Origin of the sequence: Pseudomonas oryzihabitans, assembly GCF_032027545.1 — a bacterium.
Lineage (GTDB): Bacteria > Pseudomonadota > Gammaproteobacteria > Pseudomonadales > Pseudomonadaceae > Chryseomonas > Chryseomonas oryzihabitans_F.
In genome coordinates this window covers 25,000-47,599 of sequence record NZ_JAVSJB010000025.1, presented here as the reverse complement: position 1 = coordinate 47,599, position 22,600 = coordinate 25,000, and the positions used below count along the sequence as shown (strand labels likewise).

Annotated in this window: 19 protein-coding genes; 11 read left to right on the top strand and 8 right to left on the bottom strand. The window is 66.6% G+C overall.

Going from position 1 to position 22,600, the window contains the following annotated elements; genetic code table 11:
• Positions 1–19: 19 nt before the first annotated feature.
• Positions 20–2,362, bottom strand: a complete 2,343-nt coding sequence (gene mrcB, locus RND78_RS24920; RefSeq protein WP_312732668.1) for a penicillin-binding protein 1B — start codon at positions 2,360–2,362, stop codon at positions 20–22.
• Positions 2,363–2,514: 152 nt separating this feature from the next.
• Here mrcB and RND78_RS24915 point away from each other — a divergent pair, with 152 nt between their 5' ends.
• Complete coding sequence (locus tag RND78_RS24915) at positions 2,515–4,062, top strand: AAA family ATPase (protein ID WP_312732667.1); 1,548 nt, start codon at positions 2,515–2,517, stop codon at positions 4,060–4,062.
• A gap of 130 nt (positions 4,063–4,192) precedes the next feature.
• Entirely contained in the window at positions 4,193–5,005 is an 813-nt protein-coding gene (locus RND78_RS24910) for a cyclic nucleotide-binding domain-containing protein (protein WP_312732666.1), read from the top strand.
• A 193-nt stretch (positions 5,006–5,198) separates the two neighbouring features.
• Here the strand turns inward: RND78_RS24910 and deoA are convergent, their stop codons facing one another.
• The 6 genes from deoA to RND78_RS24880 all read right to left on the bottom strand — a co-directional run bounded on the left by deoA (position 5,199) and on the right by RND78_RS24880 (position 11,265).
• Positions 5,199–6,509, bottom strand: coding sequence for a thymidine phosphorylase (deoA, locus tag RND78_RS24905; RefSeq protein WP_312732665.1), 1,311 nt, complete (start codon positions 6,507–6,509; stop codon positions 5,199–5,201).
• Between the two features lie 13 nt (positions 6,510–6,522).
• Positions 6,523–6,936, bottom strand: a complete 414-nt coding sequence (locus RND78_RS24900) for a cytidine deaminase (protein WP_312732664.1) — start codon at positions 6,934–6,936, stop codon at positions 6,523–6,525.
• Positions 6,937–6,949: 13 nt separating this feature from the next.
• A complete protein-coding gene (locus RND78_RS24895; protein WP_409457126.1) occupies positions 6,950–7,882 on the bottom strand; it encodes a nucleoside-specific channel-forming protein Tsx in 933 nt (310 codons plus the stop codon).
• Between the two features lie 135 nt (positions 7,883–8,017).
• Positions 8,018–9,280, bottom strand: a complete 1,263-nt coding sequence (locus RND78_RS24890; protein ID WP_312732663.1) for a NupC/NupG family nucleoside CNT transporter — start codon at positions 9,278–9,280, stop codon at positions 8,018–8,020.
• 105 nt (positions 9,281–9,385) lie between these two features.
• Positions 9,386–10,093, bottom strand: a complete 708-nt coding sequence (gene sfsA, locus RND78_RS24885; protein ID WP_312732662.1) for a DNA/RNA nuclease SfsA — start codon at positions 10,091–10,093, stop codon at positions 9,386–9,388.
• Positions 10,090–11,265: a pyridoxal phosphate-dependent aminotransferase gene (locus RND78_RS24880; protein WP_312732661.1), complete on the bottom strand. Its 1,176-nt coding sequence runs from the start codon at positions 11,263–11,265 to the stop codon at positions 10,090–10,092. Before RND78_RS24880 ends, sfsA begins: the two co-directional genes overlap by 4 nt.
• Positions 11,266–11,556: 291 nt before the next feature.
• Between RND78_RS24880 and dksA the strand changes: the two genes are divergently transcribed.
• Together dksA and gluQRS are read left to right on the top strand one after the other, a co-directional pair.
• Positions 11,557–12,000 (top strand): RNA polymerase-binding protein DksA, encoded by a 444-nt coding sequence (dksA, locus tag RND78_RS24875; RefSeq protein ID WP_058763290.1) that lies wholly within the window; start codon positions 11,557–11,559, stop codon positions 11,998–12,000.
• A gap of 68 nt (positions 12,001–12,068) precedes the next feature.
• A complete protein-coding gene (gluQRS, locus tag RND78_RS24870) occupies positions 12,069–12,962 on the top strand; it encodes a tRNA glutamyl-Q(34) synthetase GluQRS (RefSeq protein WP_312732660.1) in 894 nt (297 codons plus the stop codon).
• Here the strand turns inward: gluQRS and RND78_RS24865 are convergent.
• Positions 12,956–13,372 (bottom strand): VOC family protein, encoded by a 417-nt coding sequence (locus RND78_RS24865; RefSeq protein WP_312732659.1) that lies wholly within the window; start codon positions 13,370–13,372, stop codon positions 12,956–12,958. The two genes, gluQRS and RND78_RS24865, sit on opposite strands and share 7 nt — an antisense overlap.
• 103 nt (positions 13,373–13,475) lie before the next feature.
• On the opposite strand from RND78_RS24865, the gene RND78_RS24860 reads away from it, so the two are divergent.
• The 7 genes from RND78_RS24860 (at position 13,476) to panC (ending at position 22,490) form a co-directional block, all read left to right on the top strand.
• Positions 13,476–13,652, top strand: a complete 177-nt coding sequence (locus RND78_RS24860; RefSeq protein WP_007159707.1) for a hypothetical protein — start codon at positions 13,476–13,478, stop codon at positions 13,650–13,652.
• Positions 13,636–16,584, top strand: a complete 2,949-nt coding sequence (locus RND78_RS24855; RefSeq protein WP_312732658.1) for a sodium:solute symporter family transporter — start codon at positions 13,636–13,638, stop codon at positions 16,582–16,584. The genes RND78_RS24860 and RND78_RS24855 overlap by 17 nt, the downstream gene beginning before the upstream one ends.
• A 115-nt stretch (positions 16,585–16,699) precedes the next feature.
• A complete protein-coding gene (locus RND78_RS24850) occupies positions 16,700–18,115 on the top strand; it encodes a sigma-54-dependent transcriptional regulator (RefSeq protein ID WP_059231998.1) in 1,416 nt (471 codons plus the stop codon).
• A gap of 700 nt (positions 18,116–18,815) precedes the next feature.
• Positions 18,816–20,207, top strand: coding sequence for a polynucleotide adenylyltransferase PcnB (locus tag RND78_RS24845; protein WP_312732657.1), 1,392 nt, complete (start codon positions 18,816–18,818; stop codon positions 20,205–20,207).
• Entirely contained in the window at positions 20,204–20,707 is a 504-nt protein-coding gene (gene folK / locus RND78_RS24840) for a 2-amino-4-hydroxy-6-hydroxymethyldihydropteridine diphosphokinase (RefSeq protein ID WP_312732656.1), read from the top strand. Before RND78_RS24845 ends, folK begins: the two co-directional genes overlap by 4 nt.
• Positions 20,708–20,835: 128 nt before the next feature.
• Positions 20,836–21,636, top strand: a complete 801-nt coding sequence (panB, locus tag RND78_RS24835; protein ID WP_312732655.1) for a 3-methyl-2-oxobutanoate hydroxymethyltransferase — start codon at positions 20,836–20,838, stop codon at positions 21,634–21,636.
• Positions 21,633–22,490, top strand: a complete 858-nt coding sequence (gene panC / locus RND78_RS24830; protein WP_312732654.1) for a pantoate--beta-alanine ligase — start codon at positions 21,633–21,635, stop codon at positions 22,488–22,490. The genes panB and panC overlap by 4 nt, the downstream gene beginning before the upstream one ends.
• Positions 22,491–22,600: the final 110 nt, after the last annotated feature.

Below are 22,600 nucleotides of genomic sequence, written 5' to 3'. Positions count from 1 at the left end.
TTCGTCACCTTGGGACCTCTCAATTCAACCAACCCTTGACCCAATCCATGACCGGATTGCCGCCGTTGCCGCCCTGCCCGGCGGCGGGTGCGGCCGGCGCACCACAGGAGGCACCCGGCGGCGGCTCACTGCCGCGAATATAAGGCATCTGCACGGCATTGGGACACGAGGGGTCGGTACCGCGGCCGGTAGTGGCATCCACCCAGGCCTGGACCACGTTGTCGGGTACCGGCATGTCCAGCGAGACCGGATCGGCGCGGCGCATGAAGTTGCTCCACACCTGCAGGGCACCGGTCGCGCCGGTCAGGGGCGTCTTGCCATTGTCGTCGCGCCCCAGCCAGACCACCGCCAGCAGATCCTGGCTGAAGCCGGAGAACCAGCTGTCGCGGGAGTCGTTGGTGGTACCGGTCTTGCCCGCCAGGTTCACGCTGGTGGGAATCTGGTTGTAGACCGAGCGCCCGGTACCCTCGCGCATGACGCGCTGCATGGCGTACTGCACCAGGTAGATGGCGCCGGTATCGAAGCGCTGCTCGATCTGGAAGGGATAGCGCTTGAGCGGCTCGCCGTTGGCGTCGAGCACGCTGCGGATACTGCGCAACGGGGTGTTGAAGCCGCCGTTGGCCAGCGTCTGGTACATGGTCGCCACTTCCATGGGCGTCAGGGCGCCGGCGCCGAGCAGGGTCGCTGGATAAGGCGGCAGCGCGCGACTCACACCCAGGCGCTGGACGGTCTTGAGCACCTCGGGCACGCCCAGGTCGAGGCCCAGGCGCGCCGTGGACAGGTTGTAGGAGTGCGCCAGCCCCTGGTAGAGGAAGATGGTGCCGTGGGCCTTGTGCTCGTAGTTCTGCGGCCGCCAGACCTGGCCGTCGGCACCCTTGACCGAGAAAGGCTCGTCCTGGATCAGGGTGGTCAGGGTGTACTTGCTGGGGCGCTCCAGGGCGGTGAGGTAGACCGCCGGCTTGATCAGCGAGCCGACCTGGCGGACCGCATCGAGGGCGCGGTTGTAGCCGGCGAAGCGCGGATCGCGACCGCCGAGCAGGGCCTGGACCTCGCCGGTTTCCGGATTGGTCACCACCATGGCCGACTCGACGTTTTCCGCACCCTTGCGGCCATCGATGCGCTTCAGGGCCTCGGCCATGGCGGCCTCGGCCTTGGTCTGCAGGATGGGATCGAAACTGGTGAAGATGCGCAGGCCTTCTTCAGTAAGGTCTTCGTCGCGGTAATCCTGCTTGAGCTGGCGCTTGACCAGGTCGACGAACGCCGGGAAGGAGCTGTTGGTCAGGCTGCCGGCCTTGGTGATGCCCAGCGGCCGGGCCTTGGCGGCTTCGGCTTCGGTGGCACTGACCACGCCCTGCTCGGCCATGAGGTCGAGCACCAGGTTGCGGCGCGCCATCGCCCGCTCGGGATAGCGCCGCGGATTGTAGTAGGAGGGACCTTTCACCAGGCCGACCAGCAGGGCTACCTGGTGCAGCTTCAGTTCGCTGAAGGGCTGGCCGAAGAAGTACTGGGCAGCCAGACCGAAACCGTGGATGGCGCGGGAGCCGTCTTGACCGAGGAAGACTTCGTTGAGGTAGGCCTCGAGGATTTCCTGCTTGCTGTAGTGCAGCTCCAGCAGCAGGGCCATGAGCGCTTCGGTGCCCTTACGGGTGATGCTGCGTTCGTTGGTGAGGTAGAAGTTCTTCACCAACTGCTGGGTCAGGGTGCTGCCGCCCTGGCGGACCTGGCCACTGGTGGCGTTGACCCAGACGGCGCGGGCGATGGACTTGGGCGATACACCGTGGTGATGCCAGAACTCGCGGTCCTCGACCGCCACCAGGCCATCGACCAGGTGCGGCGGCGCCTGGTCCAGCTTGATCAGGATGCGGTCTTCATTGTGCGCGGGGTAGATGCCGCCGATCATCAGCGGCTCGAGGCGGGCGACGGCGAGGTTGCTGCCATCCAGGGCACTGACGCCCGACACGGTACCGCCGGCGAAGCGTACGCGGATCGCCCGGGGCGGTTCGACCCCCTCGTAGAACTGGAAGCCACGGGTATTCAGATCGACAGTGGAGGCACCCACGGCAACGCTGCCGGGACCGTCCACGGTCTTTTCGCGGCGATAGCCGAGGGCATCGAGTTCGGTGAGGAAGTCGTCGCGGCTGAGCTTGACGCCATTGAACAATTCCAGCGGCCGGGCATAGACCTTGGCCGGGATGGTCCAGCGCTTGCCGGAGAATTTTTCCTGGACCACGGCATCGAGATAGATGCACAGGCCGGCCAGGCCAACCAGCGCGACCAGGCCGAGCTTGATTGCCCAGCCGGAGAGACGGCGCCAGTCGAAGGTCTTGCGCTTGCGGGAACGGGAGGATCGGGGTCGCTTCATGGCGGCGGATTATACGCAGGTTGCCCGGCGCTCGGCACCGGTCGACCGGCGCTTCGTCAGCTCTCGTTCATGGCCTCCATGAAGGGCGCACGGCTTGCGTGGGGAGCCCTGGCAGGGATAATGCCGGCATCCATTTCTATTAAGGATCGCCCGTGAGCCAACTACTGATTTCCGCCCTGCAGAATCCGGCGCTCTATCCCCATCCGACGTTGGCATTTCGGGTCATCGAAACCCATATTTCCTGGGTCGTGCTGACGGGCGAAGTCGCCTACAAGATCAAGAAGCCGGTGAATTTCGGCTTTCTCGATTTCACCGAGCTGGAGGCCAGGGGCCATTTCTGCCGCGAGGAGCTGCGGCTCAACCAGCGCCTGACGCAGGGACTCTATCAGGACGTAGTGGCCATCACCGGCAGCGAGAGCGCACCTCAACTGGGTGGCGACGGCCCGGTGATCGAATACGCCCTGCGCATGCGGGAATTCCCCCAGAGCCAGCTGCTCAGCGAAGTGCAGAAGCGCGGCGAGCTGAGCCCCGCGCACATCGACGCCCTGGCCGAGCAGATCGCCCGCTTCCACCTGGTGGCGCCGCAGGTCGCAGCGGAGCATCCGCTGTGCACGCCGGACGCTGCCATGGCGCCGGTGCGGCAGAACTTCGAGCAGATCCGCGCCATGCTCGACGAAGCCGCCGATCTCAAGCAGCTCGACCAGCTCGAAGCCTGGGCCGAGGCCAGCTACGCCCGTCTGCTGCCGCTGTTCGAGGCGCGTTGCCGCGAGGGCTACATCCGCGAATGCCACGGCGACATCCACCTGGCCAACGCCACCCTGCTCGATGGCGAGGTGGTGCTGTTCGACTGCATCGAATTCAACGAGCCCTTCCGCCTGACCGATACACTGGGCGACGCCGGCTTCCTGGCCATGGACCTGGAGGACCGCGGCCTTGGGGCGCTGAGCAACAGATTCGTCAATGCCTACTTCGAGGCGACCGGCGACTACCAGGGGCTGGCCCTGCTCGACTTCTACAAGGCCTATCGCGCCATGGTGCGCGCCAAGATCGCCCTGTTCCGCCTGGGCCAGGCCGAGGATGCGGAGCTGCGCGCCGAGATCCTCGCCGGCTATCGCAGCTACACCGCGCTGGCCGAAGGCTACACCCGAGTGCCCCAGCCCTTCGTGGCAGTGATGCATGGCGTGTCGGGCATCGGCAAGAGCACCGTGGCCCTGGCGCTGGTGGAAGCGCTCGGCGCCATTCGCCTGAGATCCGACGTCGAACGCCAGCGGCTCTATGCCGACAGCGACGAGGCCACGCGCTACAGCGCCGCGGCCGGCGAGGCCACCTATGCCCGCCTGCACGAACTCGGCGCCCAGGTGCTGGCCGCCGGCTATCCGCTGGTACTCGACGCCACCTACCTCAAGCAGGGCCAGCGCCAGGCCGCCCAGAGCCTGGCCGAAGCCCAGGCGACGCCCCTGCTGATCATCGACTGCCAGGCGGACGACGAACTCATCGCGCGCTGGCTGCAGGAGCGCCAGGCCACGGGTACCGATCCGTCCGAGGCCACCCTTGCCGTGGTGGCGGCGCAACGTCAGGCGCAGGATCCGCTGGACCCGGCCGAACAGGATCTGGCGCTGATCGTGGAACTGGGCCGCGAGGGACAACTGGAGGCACTGCCTACCCGTATCACCCGTCGGCTGGGTCGCGTTCAGGGATGACCGTGACCTCTCGGAAGGCAGAACAAGCGCTCCGTCACAGCCCGTAGCGTTGCGGATTTACGGTCGCCGACGGGCGGCTTATCGTGCGACCCACGTCACAACCTCTGCGTAACAAGAAGGAATTGGCACCATGTACCTCATCGGCGATCAGCCCCCCTATGTCGATCAGCTGCGCCAGGCGCTGCAGGCCATTCCCGCGCAACTGCTCAGTGGCGTGACGCCGAGCCGGTCGCCTTTATCGCTGAGTCCGGCAGCGCTGTTGCAGGACTGGATGCGTGACGACGAGGTCTACCTGATCCAGCAGGGCCCCTTGCGGGTGGTGCTGGATCAGCGGGCACTGTTCCAGCTCGACGAGGGCGACCTGATCGGTCTGGGCCGGACGCTCGACCTGCCCCGCCTCGACTATGAGAGCGAAGCCGAGGTGCTGATCCAGCCCTATGATCGCGAAGCCTTCCTGGCCGCGGCGACCGCAACCCCTGCCCAACGCGATGCCCTGCTGCGCTATCTGCTGGGCCAACAGGCGCTGCTGGCCCAGGCGCTGATCCGCCTCAAGCCGCCGGTGACCCAACCGGCGACGGGCTTCCGTCGCTATGCGGCTGGCGACGAGATCATCCGTCAAGGTGATACCGCCGAGCACGTCTTCGTCATCACCGAAGGCCACGCCGAGGCCTGGGTCGATGGCTGCAAGGTGGGCGAGGTGTGCCAGGACGAGATCGTCGGCGCCCTGGCGGTCTTCACCCATACGCCGCGGACCGCCAGCGTGATCGCCCGGACCGCCTGTACGGTGCTGGTGATCCCGCAGGATCAGTTCGTCTCGCTGATGGAGACCACCCCGCGCATCGCCCACAGCCTGATCGAGAACATGGCGCGCCATATCGACTCGCTGAACAAGGAAGTGACCCGCCTGCGGAGCATCCCGGAGCGACCCGTCGACGGCAATTAAGAAATATTCTCGAATACGCTTGACTATGGAATGAGAATTGTTATTATTCAAATCAGCCGGTCGCGAGATCGGTCGATAACTGAAGGTCCAGCAGTTGGTCTTTCGGGTTATCTCCTCATCAGGCTAATCACGGTTTTGGACCCGGCTCTGCCGGGTCTTTTTTTGTCCGCGATTCCTGATTCCTGACTTCTGGCTAGCGCCGATCGAGTACCGGCGGGGCTGGCGCCGCCGGCCCGTCCTCGGTGAGTTCATAGGCTGCCCTTAGCTGAGCTTCGGCTTGCGCCGCGGTCTCTTCGTCCCGGGCATGGATCAGGCCCAACGGTCGCCCCTCCCCCACCCGCTCGCCCGGCAGCGCCAGCTCGGCAAGGCCTACGGCGGGATCTATGGCGTCTTCCGGGCGCTGTCGTCCTCCGCCCAGCGTCACCACCAGCAGCCCCAGGGCGCGGGTATCGACCCGCCGTACCCAAGCGGGGCTCGGTGGCTGGACGGGGCGCACGACCGGCGCCCGAGGCAGGTGCTGCCAGGGAGACGTCGTCAGGCCAGAGGGACCACCCAAGGCCAGGCTCATGGCCGCGAAGCGCTCCAGCGCCGCGCCGCTGCGCCAGGCCACGAGCAATTGGCGTCGAGCGGCAGAGGCATCCGTGGCCAGCCCAGCCAGCTGCAAGCCTTCCTCGGCCAGGGCCAGGACCACCTGCCAGAGACGCTCGCTGCGGACCTCCCCGGCCAGCAGGGCGATGGCCTCCTCCACTTCCAGGGCATTGCCGGCACTGCGTGCCAGGGGCTGGTCCATGTCGGTGACCAGGGCACGGGTGCGCACGCCCGCCGCTTCGGCGACCTGGACGATGCTATCGGCCAGGCGCTGCGCCGCCTCGGCCTCGGCCATGAAGGCGCCACCGCCGGTCTTGACGTCCATGACCAGCACGTCCAGGCCGGCAGCCAGTTTCTTCGCCAGGATGGAGGCGGTAATCAGGTCCAGCGACTCCACCGTGGCGGTGACGTCCCGGATGGCATAGAGCCGGCGATCGGCCGGCGCGAGTTCGGCATCGGGACCGACGATGGCACAGCCCACCTCGGCCACCACCTGGCGAAAGCGTGCCAGACCGGGGCGTATGAGATAGCCAGGAATGCTCTCCAGCTTGTCCAGGGTGCCACCGGTGTGACCCAGGCCACGGCCGGAGATCATGGGGACATGGCAGCCGCAGGCGGCGAGCAGGGGCGCCAGTACCAGGCTGGTGAGATCGCCCACCCCGCCGGTGGAATGCTTGTCCACCACCGGGCCGGGCAGGTCCCAGCGCAGCACCTGGCCGCTGTCGCGCATGGCCAGGGTCAGGGCGGTGCGCTCCGCAGCGGTCATGCCGCGCAGCAGGGTGGCCATGGCGAAGGCGGCGATCTGCCCTTCGCTGAGGCTGTCGTCGGCGATGCCGCGAACGAAGCGCTGCAGGTCCGCCGCAGACAGCTCCAGGCCGTCGCGCTTCTGGCGAATCACTTCCTGAGCGAGCCACATGGGCGGGTTCCTTTTAAAAGTCGTCGAAGGCGCCGGGCAGCAGTTCGGCCAGGGTCCAGGTGCGCGTCAGACCCGGCTCGCTGCCGCTGCAGACGATGGTGGCGTCGGGCGCCATCAGCTCCAGCAACACCTGGCGACAGGCGCCGCAAGGGCTGATCAAGGGTACCCCCGGGGCATGGATGGCCATGGCGGTGAAGCTGCGCGGCGGCAGGCCCCGACTGATGGCGGCGAACAGGGCACTGCGTTCGGCGCAGTTGGTCAGGCCGTAGGAGATGTTCTCCACGTTGCAGCCGTGCACGACCTCGCCCTCGGCGGTCAGCAGGGCGGCGCCCACGGGAAACGCCGAATGCGGACAATAGGCGCGCCCGGCGGCGGCGACCGCCTCTGGAAGCAGCGCGGCCAGGTGCACAGGCAAATGGGTGCTCATGACAGTCTCCCGATCAGAATTGATAGCCTACCCCAGCATAGTAGCCCCAGCCGTCGGAGCGCCCCTCGAAGGAGCCCTCGCCAAAGTTCAGCTCGGTACCGTCGCGCCAGTTGCCGCCATTGTGGAAGTGGCGGGCAGCGAACATGAAGCGCAGGTGGGTGAAGGCATAGAGCAGCACGTTGGTGGACACGGTGGCGTTGGCCGTGCGGCCTGGCTCGTCGCCCAGCTTCGAGCCGAAGTCGAAGTTGGTAAAGCCGACGTAGGTCAGGGAAGCGCCGTTGTCGAACTTGGCCAGCGGCCAGATGTACTTGAGCTGCGCCCGATAGCCGTCCCAGGAATCCTCGTTGGCGGCGCCATAGTTTTCCCACTGGCGGCGGCCGTACAGGTTGGCTGACAGCAGTACCGGGGTATGGGTCTCGATGTCGGTACCGAAGCCGGCGTAGAGGGTGTTCTGCCGACTGGCCTGGCTGCTGCCGTGATCGTAGATCCAGTCGAACGCCAGGTACCACTCCTTGAAGGGCCCGAAGGCCAGCGAGCGACCCGTCAGCTGATCGATGGAAATCCGCGGCTCGTGTTCCATGAACAAGGGCGAACCACGATCCCAGACGCCGGAGTCATGGCTATTGCCGATGCCCAGCACCTTGGGCACGTCGATGTAGCCATAGAGTTCGAAGGGCCCCTTGCGGCCGAAGTACTCGTACTCGAGATAGACGTCGTCCACGGGCTGCGGGCCGAAGCTGATGTCCTTGCTGCCGATCAGGGTCAGATCCTGGTTGTACCAGGACGACAGATAGGGAGAGCGATTGTCCGTCTGTTGCGCGGCGGGACTGGCGGTCTCGCCCTGGGCGCTGTCGGTATCCATGGCTGGGGCGGCGAACAAGGGCGCGCTGCAGAACAGCAGCGATAGCACGGGGAGGGAAGTGCGACGAAGGCTGGACAGAGGCATGGCGAGTTCCTGGAGCTAGAGCTTACGAGAAAGGGGGCCCGTGGCCGCCGGCCACGGTCATCCGCTGTTACGTTTTGGCGCACCCAAGGCCGCGGCGCACCAAAATGTGGACCGAATGGTCCAGTCGAGACCGACCTAGAGGCTGACGAAGAAGCCAGCCAGGGCCGCACTCATCAGGTTGGCCAGGGTGCCGCCGAGCATGGCGCGCAAGCCCAGCTGGGCCAGTTCGTGACGGCGCTGGGGGGCGATACCGCCCAGGCCGCCGAGCTGGATGGCGATGGAGGAGAGATTGGCGAAGCCGCACAGGGCGAAGGTGACGATCACCTGGGTGTGCGCCGACAGCGGCTGGACGCCGGCAGCGGCCGACTTGACAGGGTCCAGGTAGGTGGACAGATCGGCGTAGGCGACGAATTCGTTGAGCACCAGCTTCTGGCCGATGAAGCCGCCCGCCTGGACCGCCTCGCTCCAGGGCACGCCGATGAGAAAGGCCACCGGCGCCAGCAGATAGCCCAGCACCAGCTGCATGCTCAGTTGCGGCATGCCGAACCAGGCGCCGCACCAGCCGAGGATGCCGTTGAGCAGCGCGATCAGGGCGATGAAGGCCAGCAGCATGGCACCGACCGCCAGGGCGATGCGCAAGCCGACCTGAGCGCCCTCCGCTGCCGCGTCTATGACATTGGTCGGGCGCTCTTCGCCCTCCCCCAGGGTCTTCATGGCCTGGTCGCGCGGCTGCTCGGTCTCTGGCTCCATCAGCTTGGCCATCAGCAGGCCGCCTGGCGCGGCCATGAAGCTGGCGGCGATCAGGTATTTCAGCTCCACGCCCATGCCGGCGTAGCCCAAGAGCACCGAGCCGGCAACCGCGGCGAAGCCGCCGACCATGATGGCGAACAGCTCCGAGCGGGTGAGGTCGGCGATGAAGGGCCGCACCACCAGGGGCATTTCCGATTGACCCAGGAACAGGGTGGCGGTGACCGTGGTGGACTCCACCCGGCTGGTGCCGAGCAGGGCGTGCAGCGCGCCGCCCACCAAACGAATGATCCAACCCATTATGCCCAGGTAGTAGAGCACGGCGATGAGGCTGCCGAAGAAGACGATCAGGGGCAGCACCCGCACGGCGAAGACGAAGCCGCCGTTACCGAAGTACTCGAACATCTTGGGCCCGGCGAGACCGCCGAAAAGGAACTCGATGCCCTTGTCGGCATAGAGCTGCAACGAGGAAACGGCGCCGGAGACGCTGCCGAGCACCTGCTGGCCCCAGGGGATATAGAGCACGAACAGGCCGAGACCGGCTTGCAACAGGAAGGCCGCGAGCACGGTACGCAGCCGGATGGCGCGTCGCTGACGGGAGAAGAGGATGGCGATCGCCACCAGCAACAGCATGCCCAACACAGAGATCATCGACGGACTCCTCAGCAGGATCGCCGATTGCGGCGATCAATGGGCGAAATCCGTAAGCAAGGCGCCTGCCAGATCCTGTCTGGGCGATCAGCTTTCTGTGACTGGTCAGTCAGCGAGATGCAGCGGTCGCACCAATTGCAGACCCGCGGGCGAGAGCTGCGCACCGTAGGCCAGCACCTGTACGCCCTGCCGGCGAGCCTCGGCCAGGGCCAGGGCATAGGCGGCATCGATCTCCGCCGCCGGGCGCACCGCTTCGATGCCGTCGAGCAACACGCAATAGAGCAGCACCGCCCGCTCCCCCGCCGCCGCCAGCGCCGCCAGCTCGCGCAGGTGACGGGCACCGCGGGTGGTGACCGCATCGGGGAAGGCGGCGATGGCGGTGTCGGCGAAGCCCAGGGTGACGCTCTTCACCTCCAGGTACAGCGGCCCTGAGGGATACTCCAGGCGGAAGTCGGCGCGACTGTTTTCCAGCCCGTAGGCCACTTCCCGCCGCAGGCTGGTGAAGCCCGCCAGCTCGGGGATGCCCCCGCCCAAGAGGGCTTCCTCCACCAGGCGATTGGCGCGCGCGGTATTGATGCAGGCCAGTCGGCCAGGCTCCGTCTCGACCAGTTCCCAGGTGCCCGGCAGCTTGCGTTTCGGCCCGCTGGCCCGGCTGAACCAGACCCTCGCCCCGGCAGGCTGGCAGTTGAGCATGGAGCCGGTGTTGGGGCAGTGCAGGGTCAGCACCTCGCCAGTGGCAGTCTCGATGTCGGCGAGAAAGCGTTTGTAGCGGCGCAGCAGGCGGCCTTCCTCCAGGGGCGGGTCGAATCTCACCGGACACTCCAGCGTTGCAGGCCCTGGGCGATGCGGCCGACGGCCTCTTCCAGCCGCGGCAACGACTGGGTGTAGGCGAAGCGCACATGGGTGTCGGCGCGGTGGCGCCCGAAATCCAGGCCGGGGGTGATGGCCACGTGCTCGGTTTCCAGCAGGAATTGGCAGAAGGCATAGGCATCGCCGCCGAAGGCGGAGATGTCGGCATAGAGATAGAAGGCGCCCTGGGGCTCGACGGCGATCCTGAAGCCCAACCCGCGCAGTGCCGGCAGCAGGTAGTCGCGGCGGCGGGCGAATTCGGCGCGGCGCTCTTCGAAGATGGCCATGGCTTCCGGCGTGAAACAGGCCAGGGCGGCCTGCTGGGCGACGGTGGAGGCGCTGATGTAGAGATTCTGCGCCAGCTTTTCCAGCTCCGGCACGGCGGCGCGCGGCGCCACCAGCCAGCCGAGTCGCCAGCCGGTCATGCCGAAGTACTTGGAGAAGCTGTTGAGCACGAAGGCCGCGTCGTCCACTTCCAGTACGCTGGGCGCGTCCAGACCATAGGTCAGGCCATGGTAGATCTCGTCCACCACCAGATGCCCACCGCGCGCCTGGAGGCTGGCCGACAGCGCGGCGAGTTCGTCGCGATCGAGCAGGGTCCCGGTGGGATTGGCCGGCGAGGCCACCAGGGCACCGACGCTGTCCGGCTGCCAATGGCGCTCGACCAGTTCGGGGGTGAGCTGATAGCGGCTATCGGCACCGACCGGGATCAATTGGGCAGCACCCTCCACCAGCCGCAGGAAGTGGCGATTGCAGGGATAGCCCGGGTCGGCCAGCAGCCAATGGCGACCGGGATCGACCAGCAGGGCACTGGCCAGCAGCAGGGCACCGGAGCCGCCCGGGGTGACCAGCACTCGCTCCGGGTCGAGATCGACACCGTAGCGCTCGCCATAGAAGGAGGCGATGGCATGACGCAACTCAGGCAGGCCACGCGCCGCGGTGTAGCGGGTCTGGCCCGCAGCCAATGCGGCCTGGCCGGCAGCGACCACCGGCGCGGCGGTGGTGAAGTCGGGCTCGCCGATCTCCAGGTGGATGACGTCGTGCCCGGCGGCCTGGAGCTGGTTGGCACGCTCCAGCAGAGCCATCACGTGGAAGGGCTCGATGGCCTGGCTACGCGCGCTGTAGGAATTGGACATGGACGAGGTCCGAACTTGTGGCGAAGGCGGGATTCTAACCAAGGCTTCGCAGACCGGCACCCGCCGCGTCAGCACGGAGCGGGAGGCCGGTAGTAGCGCCCCCTGGAAGCTTCTGGTAAGTTCGCCGGCTTGCATCCGCAGGGCGACTGGCCAGTCGAGAACATATTCAGCCTGGCGTCGGCAATGCGCGGAACGCCGTTGGCAGCCCCAGCCCCTGGGCGTTCCATCATGGAGAGGCCTGGAAACGCATCCAGCCTGTGGACAGGATCAGCGAAAGTGAGAGGGTCAATCATGCCCAGCGAAGCAAATCAGCAGAACAATCATCTGGCCCGTGGCTACGAACCCTATGAGCCCACCAAGGGCGAGGAATACATGAGTGAGCGTATGCGCGCCCACTTCACCGCCATCCTGAACAAGTGGAAGCAGGAACTGCGCGAGGAAGTCGACCGCACCGTGCACCATATGAAGGAAGAAGCGGCCAACTTTGCCGATCCGGCCGATCGCGCCACCCAGGAAGAGGAATTCAGCCTGGAACTGCGCGCCCGCGACCGCGAGCGCAAGCTGATCAAGAAGATCGACGAAACCCTGCAGCTGATCGAAGACAACGAGTACGGCTGGTGCGACTCCTGCGGCGTCGAAATCGGTATCCGCCGCCTGGAAGCCCGGCCCACCGCCAGCCTGTGCATCGATTGCAAGACGCTGGCTGAGATCCGCGAGAAGCAGACCGGGACCTGATTCGCCTGGTCTTACCGACAAGGGCGCTACGGCGCCCTTTGTTCTATCCGGCATTCACAGGATGAGCTATGTCCAGGCGCCCCTATGTCGGCCGTTTCGCCCCCACCCCCAGTGGCTACCTGCATTTCGGCTCGCTGGTGGCTGCCCTCGCTTCGTACCTGGATGCCCGCGCTGCCGGTGGCCGTTGGCTGGTGCGCATGGAAGACCTGGACCCACCCCGCGAGGTGCCCGGCGCCCAGGCCGCCATCCTCCAGACTCTGGAAGCCTATGGCTTCGAATGGGACGGCCCGGTGCTGCGCCAGAGCGAGCGCCTGGACACCTATCGCGCGGTCATCCGGCAGTGGCTGGCCAGTGGCCTGGCCTATGCCTGCGACTGCTCGCGCAAGCAGCTTGAAGGCAGTGGCGGCCTCTATCCCGGCTATTGCCGCAACCGCGGCCTGCCCGCTGAAGATGCTGCCATCCGCATCCGGGTAGCGGAACTGGAGTACCGCTTCCTCGACCGGGTGCAGGGCGAGTTCCGCCAGCACCTGGGTCGGGAGGTGGGCGACTTCGTCATCCAGCGCCGCGACGGCCTGATCGCCTATCAACTGGCGGTGGTGATGGACGATGCCCTGCAGGGCATGACCGACGTGGTGCGCGGCGCCGACCTCCTTGACTCCACGCCGCGCCAGCTCTATCTGCAGGAACTACTGGGCCATCCGGCGCCGCGCTATCTGCACGTACCCCTGCTGATCCAGCCCGACGGCCATAAGCTGGGCAAGCGTTATCGCTCCCCTCCGCTGCCTCCCGAGCAGGCCGGGACCCTGTTGGTGCGCGCCCTGCGTACCCTCGGCCAGGCCGTCGCGACGAACCTGGCCCAGGAAACGCCCGCCCAGGTGCTGGCCTGGGGCGTCGCCCATTGGGATGCCGCGCGGATCCCACGGGTGCGCCATCTGGCCGAGGCCCAGCTACCGGCTCAGTAATTGGGCCACAGCCCAGGCGTGGCCAGCTCCAGCAGGTGCCCATCCGGATCACGGAAATACAGGCTGACCGCGCCACGCGGCCACTGGGTGCGCTCCTCGATGGCTATCCCGGCAACCTCCAGGTGGGCCACCCAGGCGTCCAGTTCGGCGGCCGTGATCGCCAAGGCAAGGTGCTGGCGGCCACTGGCGCCATGGGGCGGAATGCGCCCGCCAGGTAGCTCGACCCTCTGTTCGGTGCTGCCCCGCTGGAACAGCAGCAGCACGCTGGCGCCTACCGCATAGGCGGCCAGGCGTCCGTCGGTGAACATCGGGACCAGTCCCAACGTCTCTTCGTAGAACCGCCGGGCGTGCGCCAGATCGGCTACATAGAGCGCGGTTTCCAATACGGCCGCGAGCCGGGGCAGGGTCATCAGCGGTCTCCAGACGGGAACGTCCCCTCACCGTAGAACCGTCGCGCTCCGGGGTACAGCGCTTTTGCTTTACCATGGCGCCATCGCCGTTCGGGAAGCGCGCATGTACATCTATCGGCTGGTCCTGCTCCTCGTGGTAGGCATCTACCTGTTTTCCCCCGCCATCATGGATTGGTGGATCGCCCCCAGCGGCGCCTGGTATCGCCCCTACCTGCTGTGGCTCATCCTCATCGTGGTGACCTTCATCCTGCAGAGCCAGCGCGATGCCGACGAGCTTTAGTCTGTCCCAGCTGGTGTTGATCAGCGCCGGCTACCTGCTGATCTTCTTCGGCGTCGCCTGGATGACCGAGCGCGGCTGGGTGCCGCGCCGGCTGGTGCGCCATCCGCTGATCTACACCCTGTCGCTGGGGGTCTACGCCAGCGCCTGGGCCTTCTATGGCACCGTGGGCCTGGCCTACGACTACGGCTACGGCTTCCTCGCCTACTACCTGGGCCTGTGCGGTGCCTTCCTGCTGGCGCCGGTACTGCTCTACCCTATCTTGCGCCTGACCCGCGCCTACCAGTTGGCCTCCCTCGCCGACCTCTTCGCCTTCCGCTTCCGCAGCACCTGGGCCGGCGCCTTGACCAGCCTGGGCATGCTGATCGCCGTGCTGCCGCTGCTGGCGCTGCAGATCCAGGCAGTGGCTACCAGCACCGGCATCCTGGTGCAGGCCCGCGCCCAGGACGCCCCGGCGCTGGGCTTCTGCCTGCTGATCACCCTGTTCGCCATGCTCTTCGGCGCGCGCCAGATCAACTCCAAGGAACGCCATGAAGGCCTGGTGGTAGCCATCGCCTTCGAATCCCTGGTCAAGCTGCTGGCCCTCGGCATCGTCGGCGGCGTCACCCTCTATACGGTGTTCGGTGGACCCAATGGCCTGGAGACCTGGCTACAGCAGAACCAGAGCGCCCTCTCCACCCTCCATACCCCGCTGCAGGAAGGCCCCTGGCGCATCCTGCTGCTGGTGTTCTTCGCGGCGGCCATCGTCACCCCGCACATGTACCACATGGCCTTCACCGAGAACCTCAGCCCCCAGGCGCTGGTCAGCGCCAGCTGGGGCCTGCCGCTGTTCCTGCTGCTGATCAGCCTGGCGGTACCGCCGATTCTCTGGGGTGGCCTGGCCCTGGGTTCGCCGACGCCACCGGAGTACTTCACCCTGGGCGTGGGCCTGGCGCTGGACAATCCGCTGCTGGCGCTGGTGGCCTTCGTCGGCGGCCTGTCGGCAGCCAGCGGCCTGATCATCGTGGTGACCATGGCGCTGTCGGGGATGCTGCTCAACCACATCGTGCTGCCGCTCTACCAGCCGCCCACCGACGGCAACATCTATCGCTGGCTGCGCATGACCCGGCGCATGCTGATCGCCGCCATCATCCTCGGCAGCTACGGCTTCTATCGCCTGCTCCAGGGCCATGGCGACCTCTCCAGCCTGGGCATCGTCTCCTTCGTCGCCACCGTTCAGTTCCTGCCCGGCGCGCTCTCGGTGCTCTACTGGCAGACGGCCAACCGCAAGGGCTTCATCGCCGGCCTGCTGTGCGGCCTGGGCCTGTGGTTCCTGAGCATGCTCATGCCGCTGGTGGCCGACATCAATCCGCTGCAGATCGGCGCCTTCGGCTATCGCATCAGCGCCAGCAACTGGCACCTGGCGGCGGTCGCCTCCCTGACCGTCAACGTCCTGGTGTTCGCCCTGGTCTCGCTGTTCACCGAGGCCAGCGAGGAAGAGAAGAGCGCCGCCGAGGCCTGCGCGGTGGACAATGTCCGCCGGCCGCAACGGCGCGAACTGGCCGCTGGCTCGCCGCAGGACTTCGCCGCCCAGCTGGCCAAGCCACTCGGCGCCAAGACCGCGCAGAAGGAGGTCGAACGCGCCCTGGCCGACCTGCTGCTGCCCTATGACGAGCGCCGCCCCTATGCGTTGCGCCGGCTGCGCGACCGCATCGAGGCCAACCTGTCCGGCCTCATGGGTCCGCGGGTCGCCCAGGACATCGTCGAGACCTTCCTGCCATTCAAGGCGGAGAGCGAGGCCTATGCCACCGAGGACATCCACTTCATCGAGAACCGCCTGGAAGACTACCAGTCACGCCTGACCGGTCTTGCCGCCGAGCTGGACGCCCTGCGCCGCTATCACCGCCAGACCCTGCAGGAGCTGCCGATGGGCGTCTGCTCCCTGGCGCGGGACCGCGAGATCCTCATGTGGAACCGCGCCATGGAGGAGCTCACCGGCATCGACGGCGCCCGGGTGGTGGGCTCACGGCTCAACGCCCTGCCCGATCCCTGGCAGGACCTGTTCGAGCGCTTCCTCGCCGAACCGGCGCAGCAGCACCTCTACAAGCAGCGCCTACCCCAGGAACACGAGCAGCGCTGGCTCAACCTGCACAAGGCGACCATCGACGAACCCCTGGCGGTGGGCAGCAACGGCACGGTGCTGGTGGTGGAGGACATCAGCGAGACCCAGTTGCTGGAAGACCGCCTGATCCACTCCGAGCGCCTGGCCTCCATCGGTCGGCTGGCGGCGGGCGTGGCCCACGAGATCGGCAACCCCGTCACCGGCATCGCCTGCCTGGCGCAGAACCTGCGCGAGGAGCGCGAGGCGGACGAGGAGATCGACGAGATCAGCAGCCAGATCATCGAGCAGACCCGCCGCATCACCCGCATCGTCCAGTCGCTGATGAGCTTCGCCCATGCCGGCGGGCGCCAGCAGGCCCACGAGCCGGTGTGCGTGGCCGAGGCGGCCCAGGAGGCTATCGCCCTGCTCTCGCTGAACCGGCAGAGCGTGGACGTCGACTTCTTCAATCTCTGCGATCCCGACCACTTCGTGCAGGGCGATCCACAGCGGCTGGTACAGGTCATGATCAACCTGCTGTCCAACGCCCGCGACGCCTCACCGGCCGGTGCGCCGATCCGGGTACGCAGCGAAGCCCAGGGCCAGACCGTGACCCTGAGCGTGGAGGACGAGGGCAGCGGCATCCCCAAGGCCATCGTCAGCCGGCTGTTCGAACCCTTCTTCACCACCAAGGACCCGGGCAAGGGGACGGGGCTCGGCTTGGCTCTGGTCTATTCCATCGTAGAAGAGCATTATGGTCAGATAATGATCGATAGTCCTACCGACCCCGTGACCGGTCAGGGCACCCGCATTCGGGTGCTGCTGCCGCGTTATCTCGGGTTGCCGGAGGCGCCGTGACGGACCCATCCGCCTGCTGGATGGCTCTGCTAAAGCATTCGGAAGTCCAGACCACCGCGACACGACACGCTGCCTGGCGTGGGTCGGCCTGCCTTCCCGTAAGAGAGCGCACTTGATGGCCCATATCCTGATTGTCGAAGACGAGAAGATCATCCGCTCGGCGCTACGCCGGCTGCTCGAACGCAACCAGTTCCGCGTCAGCGAGGCCGGCTCCGTCCAGGAGGCTCAGGACCTCTACGACGTTCCCAGCTTCGACCTCGTCATCAGCGATCTGCGCCTGCCCGGCGCCCCGGGCACCGAGATGATCGATCTCGCCAAGGGCAAGCCGGTCCTGATCATGACCAGCTACGCCAGCCTCCGCTCGGCGGTCGACTCCATGAAGCAGGGCGCGGTGGATTACATCGCCAAGCCCTTCGACCACGACGAGATGCTGCAAGCCGTGGCGCGCATCCTGGTGGAGCGCGAACAGCGGACGCCGAGCGCCGTCGAGGAAAGCCCTGCCCCGCCTCCCGCCACCGGCGAGATCGGCATCATCGGCAACTGCGCGCCGATGCAGGATCTGTTCGGCAAGATCCGCAAGGTCGCGCCCACCGACTCCACCGTGCTCATCCAGGGCGAATCAGGCACCGGCAAGGAACTGGTGGCGCGGGCGCTGCACAACCTGTCACGCCGGGCCAAGGCCCCGCTGATCTCGGTCAACTGCGCGGCCATCCCCGAGACCCTGATCGAATCCGAACTCTTCGGCCACGAGAAGGGCGCCTTCACCGGCGCCAGCGCCAGCCGCACCGGCCTGGTGGAAGCGGCCGACGGCGGTACCCTGTTCCTCGACGAGATCGGCGAACTGCCGCTGGAAGCCCAGGCACGCCTGCTGCGCGTGCTGCAGGAAGGCGAGATCCGCCGGGTCGGCTCGGTGCAGTCGCAGAAGGTCGACGTGCGCCTGATCGCCGCCACCCACCGCGACCTCAAGGGCCTGGCCAAGGTCGGCCAATTCCGTGAAGACCTCTTCTATCGCCTCAATGTCATTTCCCTGCGCCTGCCGGCCCTGCGCGAGCGCGGCGGTGACGTCATGGAGATCGCCCGGGTGTTCCTGGCCCGCCAGTCGGCGCGCATGAGTCGTCCGGGACTGAAGTTCGGCGCCGAGGCCGAGGCCGCCATCCGCCACTACAGCTGGCCGGGTAACGTCCGCGAACTGGAGAACGCCATCGAGCGTTCGGTCATCCTCAGCGAAGGCCAGGAGATCAATGCCGACCAACTGGGTATCGATGTCGAGCTGGGCGAACTGGACCTGGCCGACAGCTATCTGGACCAGTTGCCCGCTACCGGTCTGGGCAACGGCAATGGTGCCCACGAGCCTACCGAGGATCTCTCCCTGGAAGACTACTTCCAGCATTTCGTCCTCGAGCACCAGGACCACATGACCGAGACCGAGCTCGCCCGCAAGCTCGGCGTCAGCCGCAAGTGCCTCTGGGAGCGCCGGCAGCGCCTGGGTATCCCGCGCCGCAAGGCCAGTGCCAGCAGCGACGCCTCCTGATATCTGCCAGGAGCGTGGGAACCTTCCCACGCTCCTGAGGTAACACCCTCCCCCAACCGCACCACCCTTTGCAATGTGTTACCGCCGTAACAGCCGGCGGGTTCAGCGGTAACGAAAAATTGCCTGTAGCCTCCCCAGCAAAAGACTACATTTTTCATAAGCCACTGAAATATATATATTTTTAAAAACTGGCACGGCATCTGCTTTATGTTCTGGCACAAGAACAATAAAAACCTACCCACCCCATAATAAAAACAAGACGTAGCGGCTCCAGCACAATAAGAACAAGCAGGCGGAGGCGTAGCTAACTGATCATTTTGGAGAAGAGTCGTCTTGCGGGATGGTCCGCGCGATGTCAGGACAGAGAACAACAAAACTGCCCCGAGGCAGCACCCGTACCAGGCAGAGCAGGAATGATCCTGACGGCATCAGCTTCCAAAGTAATCCGTTTGCTCTTGGCTCTAGACTTCAGAGCCTTTCCGGCGGCCGGTAACCGCACGGGACAGACCACACAAGAAAAACAAGAGGTCTGGATAGACAATAAAAACAAAGCACGTACCACCTTGGGGGGGAGCTTCGGCTCCCCCAGTGCCTTTGACAGCCTCCCCTCCCTCGTTCAAGATTCCCTCCCTATCTATTGCGCAATGGCCCAGGCTATGGTCCAGGTTGCGTATCGCCGTCTTTCCGAACAGAAACTCGCATGCTGAAAAAGCTGATCCAGACCCTGCGCTCGCCTCTGCGACGCACTCCGCCCGCGCCTGCCTTGCCCATCGAACTGCCCCGCAGTCAGCATGCCCTGGAACGCGAGCGCATCAGCCGTCACGCCCTGAGCGTCGTCGACCGGCTGGAAAAGGCCGGCTACCAGGCCTATCTGGTGGGCGGTTGCGTACGGGACCTGCTGCTGGGCTTCACGCCCAAGGACTTCGACGTGGCCACCAGCGCCACCCCCGAACAGGTCCGCGCGGAATTCCGCAACGCCCGGGTCATCGGCCGCCGCTTCAAGCTGGTCCATGTGCACTTCGGCCGCGAGATCATCGAGGTCGCCACCTTCCGCGCCAACCATCCCACTGGCGATGCCGAGGACGAGACCCAGGGCTCGCGCCACGAGAGTGGCCGGATCCTGCGCGACAACATCTACGGCAACCAGGAACAGGATGCCCAGCGCCGCGACTTCACCATCAACGCGCTCTACTACGATGCCAGCGGCGAACGCATCCTCGACTACGCCAACGGCACCCAGGACATTCGCCTGCGGCAGATCCGTCTGATCGGCGATCCCGAGCAGCGCTACCAGGAAGATCCGGTGCGGATGCTGCGTGCCGTGCGCTTCGCCGCCAAGCTGGACTTCGAGATCGAGACGGCCACTGCCGAGCCCATCGCTCGCCTGGCCCCGTTGCTGCGCGACATTCCGGCCCCGCGGCTGTTCGACGAGGTGATCAAGCTGCTGCTCGGCGGCAAGGCCGAACGGACCTTCGAGCTGCTCTGCCAGTACGGCCTCTTCGCCCCGCTGTTCCCCGCCAGCGGCGAAGCCCTGGAGCGCGATCCCGAGTATGCCGGTAGCCTGATCCGTCAGGCCCTGGCCAATACCGACGCCCGCATCCGCGAAGGCAAGCCGGTCACCCCGGCCTTCCTCTTCGCCGCCCTGCTCTGGCCGGCGCTGCCCGAGCGCGTCCGTCATCACCAGGACCGCGGCCTGCCGCCGATTCCGGCCATGCAGGAAGCCGCCCACGACCTGACCTTGCAGCAGTGCCAGCGCACCGCCGTGCCCAAGCGCTTCACCCTGCCCATGCGCGAGATCTGGGACATGCAGGAGCGCCTGCCGCGGCGCCAGGGCAAGCGGGCCGACCTGTTGCTGGAGAATCCGCGCTTCCGCGCCGGCTACGACTTCCTGCTGCTGCGCGAGAGCGCCGGCGAGGAAACCGGTGGCCTGGGCGAATGGTGGACCCGTTACCAGGAAGTCGGCGACAGCCAGCGACGCGAAATGATCAAGAACCTCAGCCGTGAGGAAGGCGCACCGGCCAAGCGCCGCCGCCGCGGCGGCAGCAGTCGCAAGCGGCGCAGCGTCGACGCCCCTTCCGCCGGCGAAGAATGATGGAGCGGGTCTACCTCGGCCTCGGCAGCAACCTGGCCGAACCCCGGCGCCAGCTGGATGCGGCCCTGGAGGCCCTGGCCGCCCTGCCTGCCAGCCACCTGGTCGCGGTATCGGCCTTCTACGCCAGCGATCCCCTGGGGCCGCCCGACCAGCCGCGCTACGTCAACGCCGTGGCCGCCCTGGATACCGAACTCGCCCCTCTGGATCTGCTCGACGCCACCCAGGCCATCGAGCAGCAGCAAGGCCGCGTGCGCAAGGACGAACGCTGGGGTCCGCGCACCCTGGACATCGACATCCTGCTGTTCGGCGAGCGGCTGATCGATGAGCCGCGTCTGCAGGTGCCGCACTACCACCTCCACGCCCGGGCCTTCGTGCTCTACCCCCTGGCGGATCTCGCCCCGGCACTGCGCCTGCCCGATGGCCGCGACCTGCCCGACCTGCTAGCCGTCTGTCCTTTCGCAGGCCTCGAGCGACTGGTACCGTCGTTACCCACCCAGTAACACGGCGGTAACAACGATCATTGACTTGTACCGAGCGCGCCGGGACTATAGCAGCCGTTTTCGCGCGGCCACCCCGCGCCCGCGGCGCCAGACAATAACCATAGCGCCGTCCCACGAGGACCCTTTGCATGCCTGATATCAGCCTCACGACCCTCCAGGGACTCAAGCAGCGCGGCGAGAAGATCGCCATGCTCACCGCCTACGATGCCACCTTCGCCCAGGCCGCCAGCCAGGCCGGTGTCGAGATGCTGCTCGTCGGCGACTCCCTCGGCATGGTGCTGCAGGGCCACGACAGCACCCTGCCGGTAACCCTCGACGACATGGTCTACCACACCGCCTGCGTCAAGCGCGGCCATGCCGGTGCCTTCATCGTCGCCGATCTGTCGTTCATGACCTATGCCACCCTGGAGCAGACCCTGACCAGCGCCGGCCGCCTGATGCAGGCCGGCGCCCAGATGGTCAAGCTGGAAGGCGATGGCTGGCTGGCCGAGCCGATTCGCCGCCTGGCGGCCAATGGCGTGCCGGTCTGCGCCCACCTGGGCCTCACGCCCCAGTCGGTCAATGTCTTCGGCGGCTTCAAGGTGCAGGGGCGCGATCCGATCCGCGCCCAGCAACTGCGTGACGCGGCCAAGGAGCTGGAAGAGGCAGGCGCCGCCATGCTGCTGCTCGAATGCGTCCCCTCGTCCCTGGCCGAAGAAATCACCCGGGGCGCCCAGGTGCCGGTGATCGGCATCGGTGCCGGGGCCGCCACCGACGGCCAGGTACTGGTGCTGCACGACATGCTGGGCCTGGCGCTACGCGGCCGCACGCCCAAGTTCGTCCGTAACTTCATGGCCGGTCAGGACAGCATCCAGGCTGCCCTGGCGGCCTACGTCGCCGCCGTCAAGGACGGCAGCTTTCCCGCTCCCGAACACGGATTTTCCGCATGAAGACGGTCCATAGCGTCCGCGAACTGCGCGCCGCGGTCGCCGCCGCGCGCCGCCAGGGCCTGCGCATCGGCCTGGTCCCCACCATGGGCAACCTGCACGCCGGACACATCGCCCTGGTGGAGACCGCCCGGCGCCACGCCGATTTCGTGGTGACCAGCATCTTCGTCAACCCACTGCAATTCGGCCCGAGCGAGGATCTGGACAAGTACCCGCGGACCCTCGCCGAGGACAGCCGGCAGTTGCACGACGCCCATTGCGACCTGCTGTTCGCGCCCGCCGTGAGCGAGATGTATCCGCACGGGATGGACGGCCTGACCCGGGTGACCGTCCCCGGCGTCTCCGAAGGCCTGTGCGGCGCCCGCCGTCCGGGGCATTTCGAAGGGGTGGCGACGGTGGTCACCAAGCTGTTCCAGATGGCGCAGCCGGACGTGGCGGTGTTCGGTGAGAAGGACTACCAACAGCTGGCGGTGATCCGCAAGCTGGTCCAGGACCTGGACCTGCCCATCGACATCGTCGCCCAGCCCACGGTCCGTGCCACCGATGGCCTGGCGCTGTCGTCGCGCAACGGCTATCTCGACGAGAGCCAGAGGGCCAGCGCGCCCTGCCTCTACAGCCTGCTCCGGCGCCTGGCCGATCAACTCTCCGCCGGAGCGGCGGTCGAGCCGACCCTGGCCGCCGGTGTCGCCGAATTGCAAGCTCAGGGGCTTACCGTGGACTACCTGGAGTTGCGCCGGCAGTCGAGCCTGCAGCCGGTCAGCGCCGAGGATCGCGACCTGGTGCTGCTGGTGGCGGCCTATCTTGGCCAGACCCGGCTGATCGACAACCTGAGCTTCCGCCGCAGGGCCGGAGTGTGACGCAACCGAAGGTTGGCGCACCCCAGCCCGCTCGCTCCCAGGAAGCCCGGAACATACCGGGCTTTTTCATGCTCGAATCGCATCGCCGTGCCGCGCCCGATTTTCCCTTG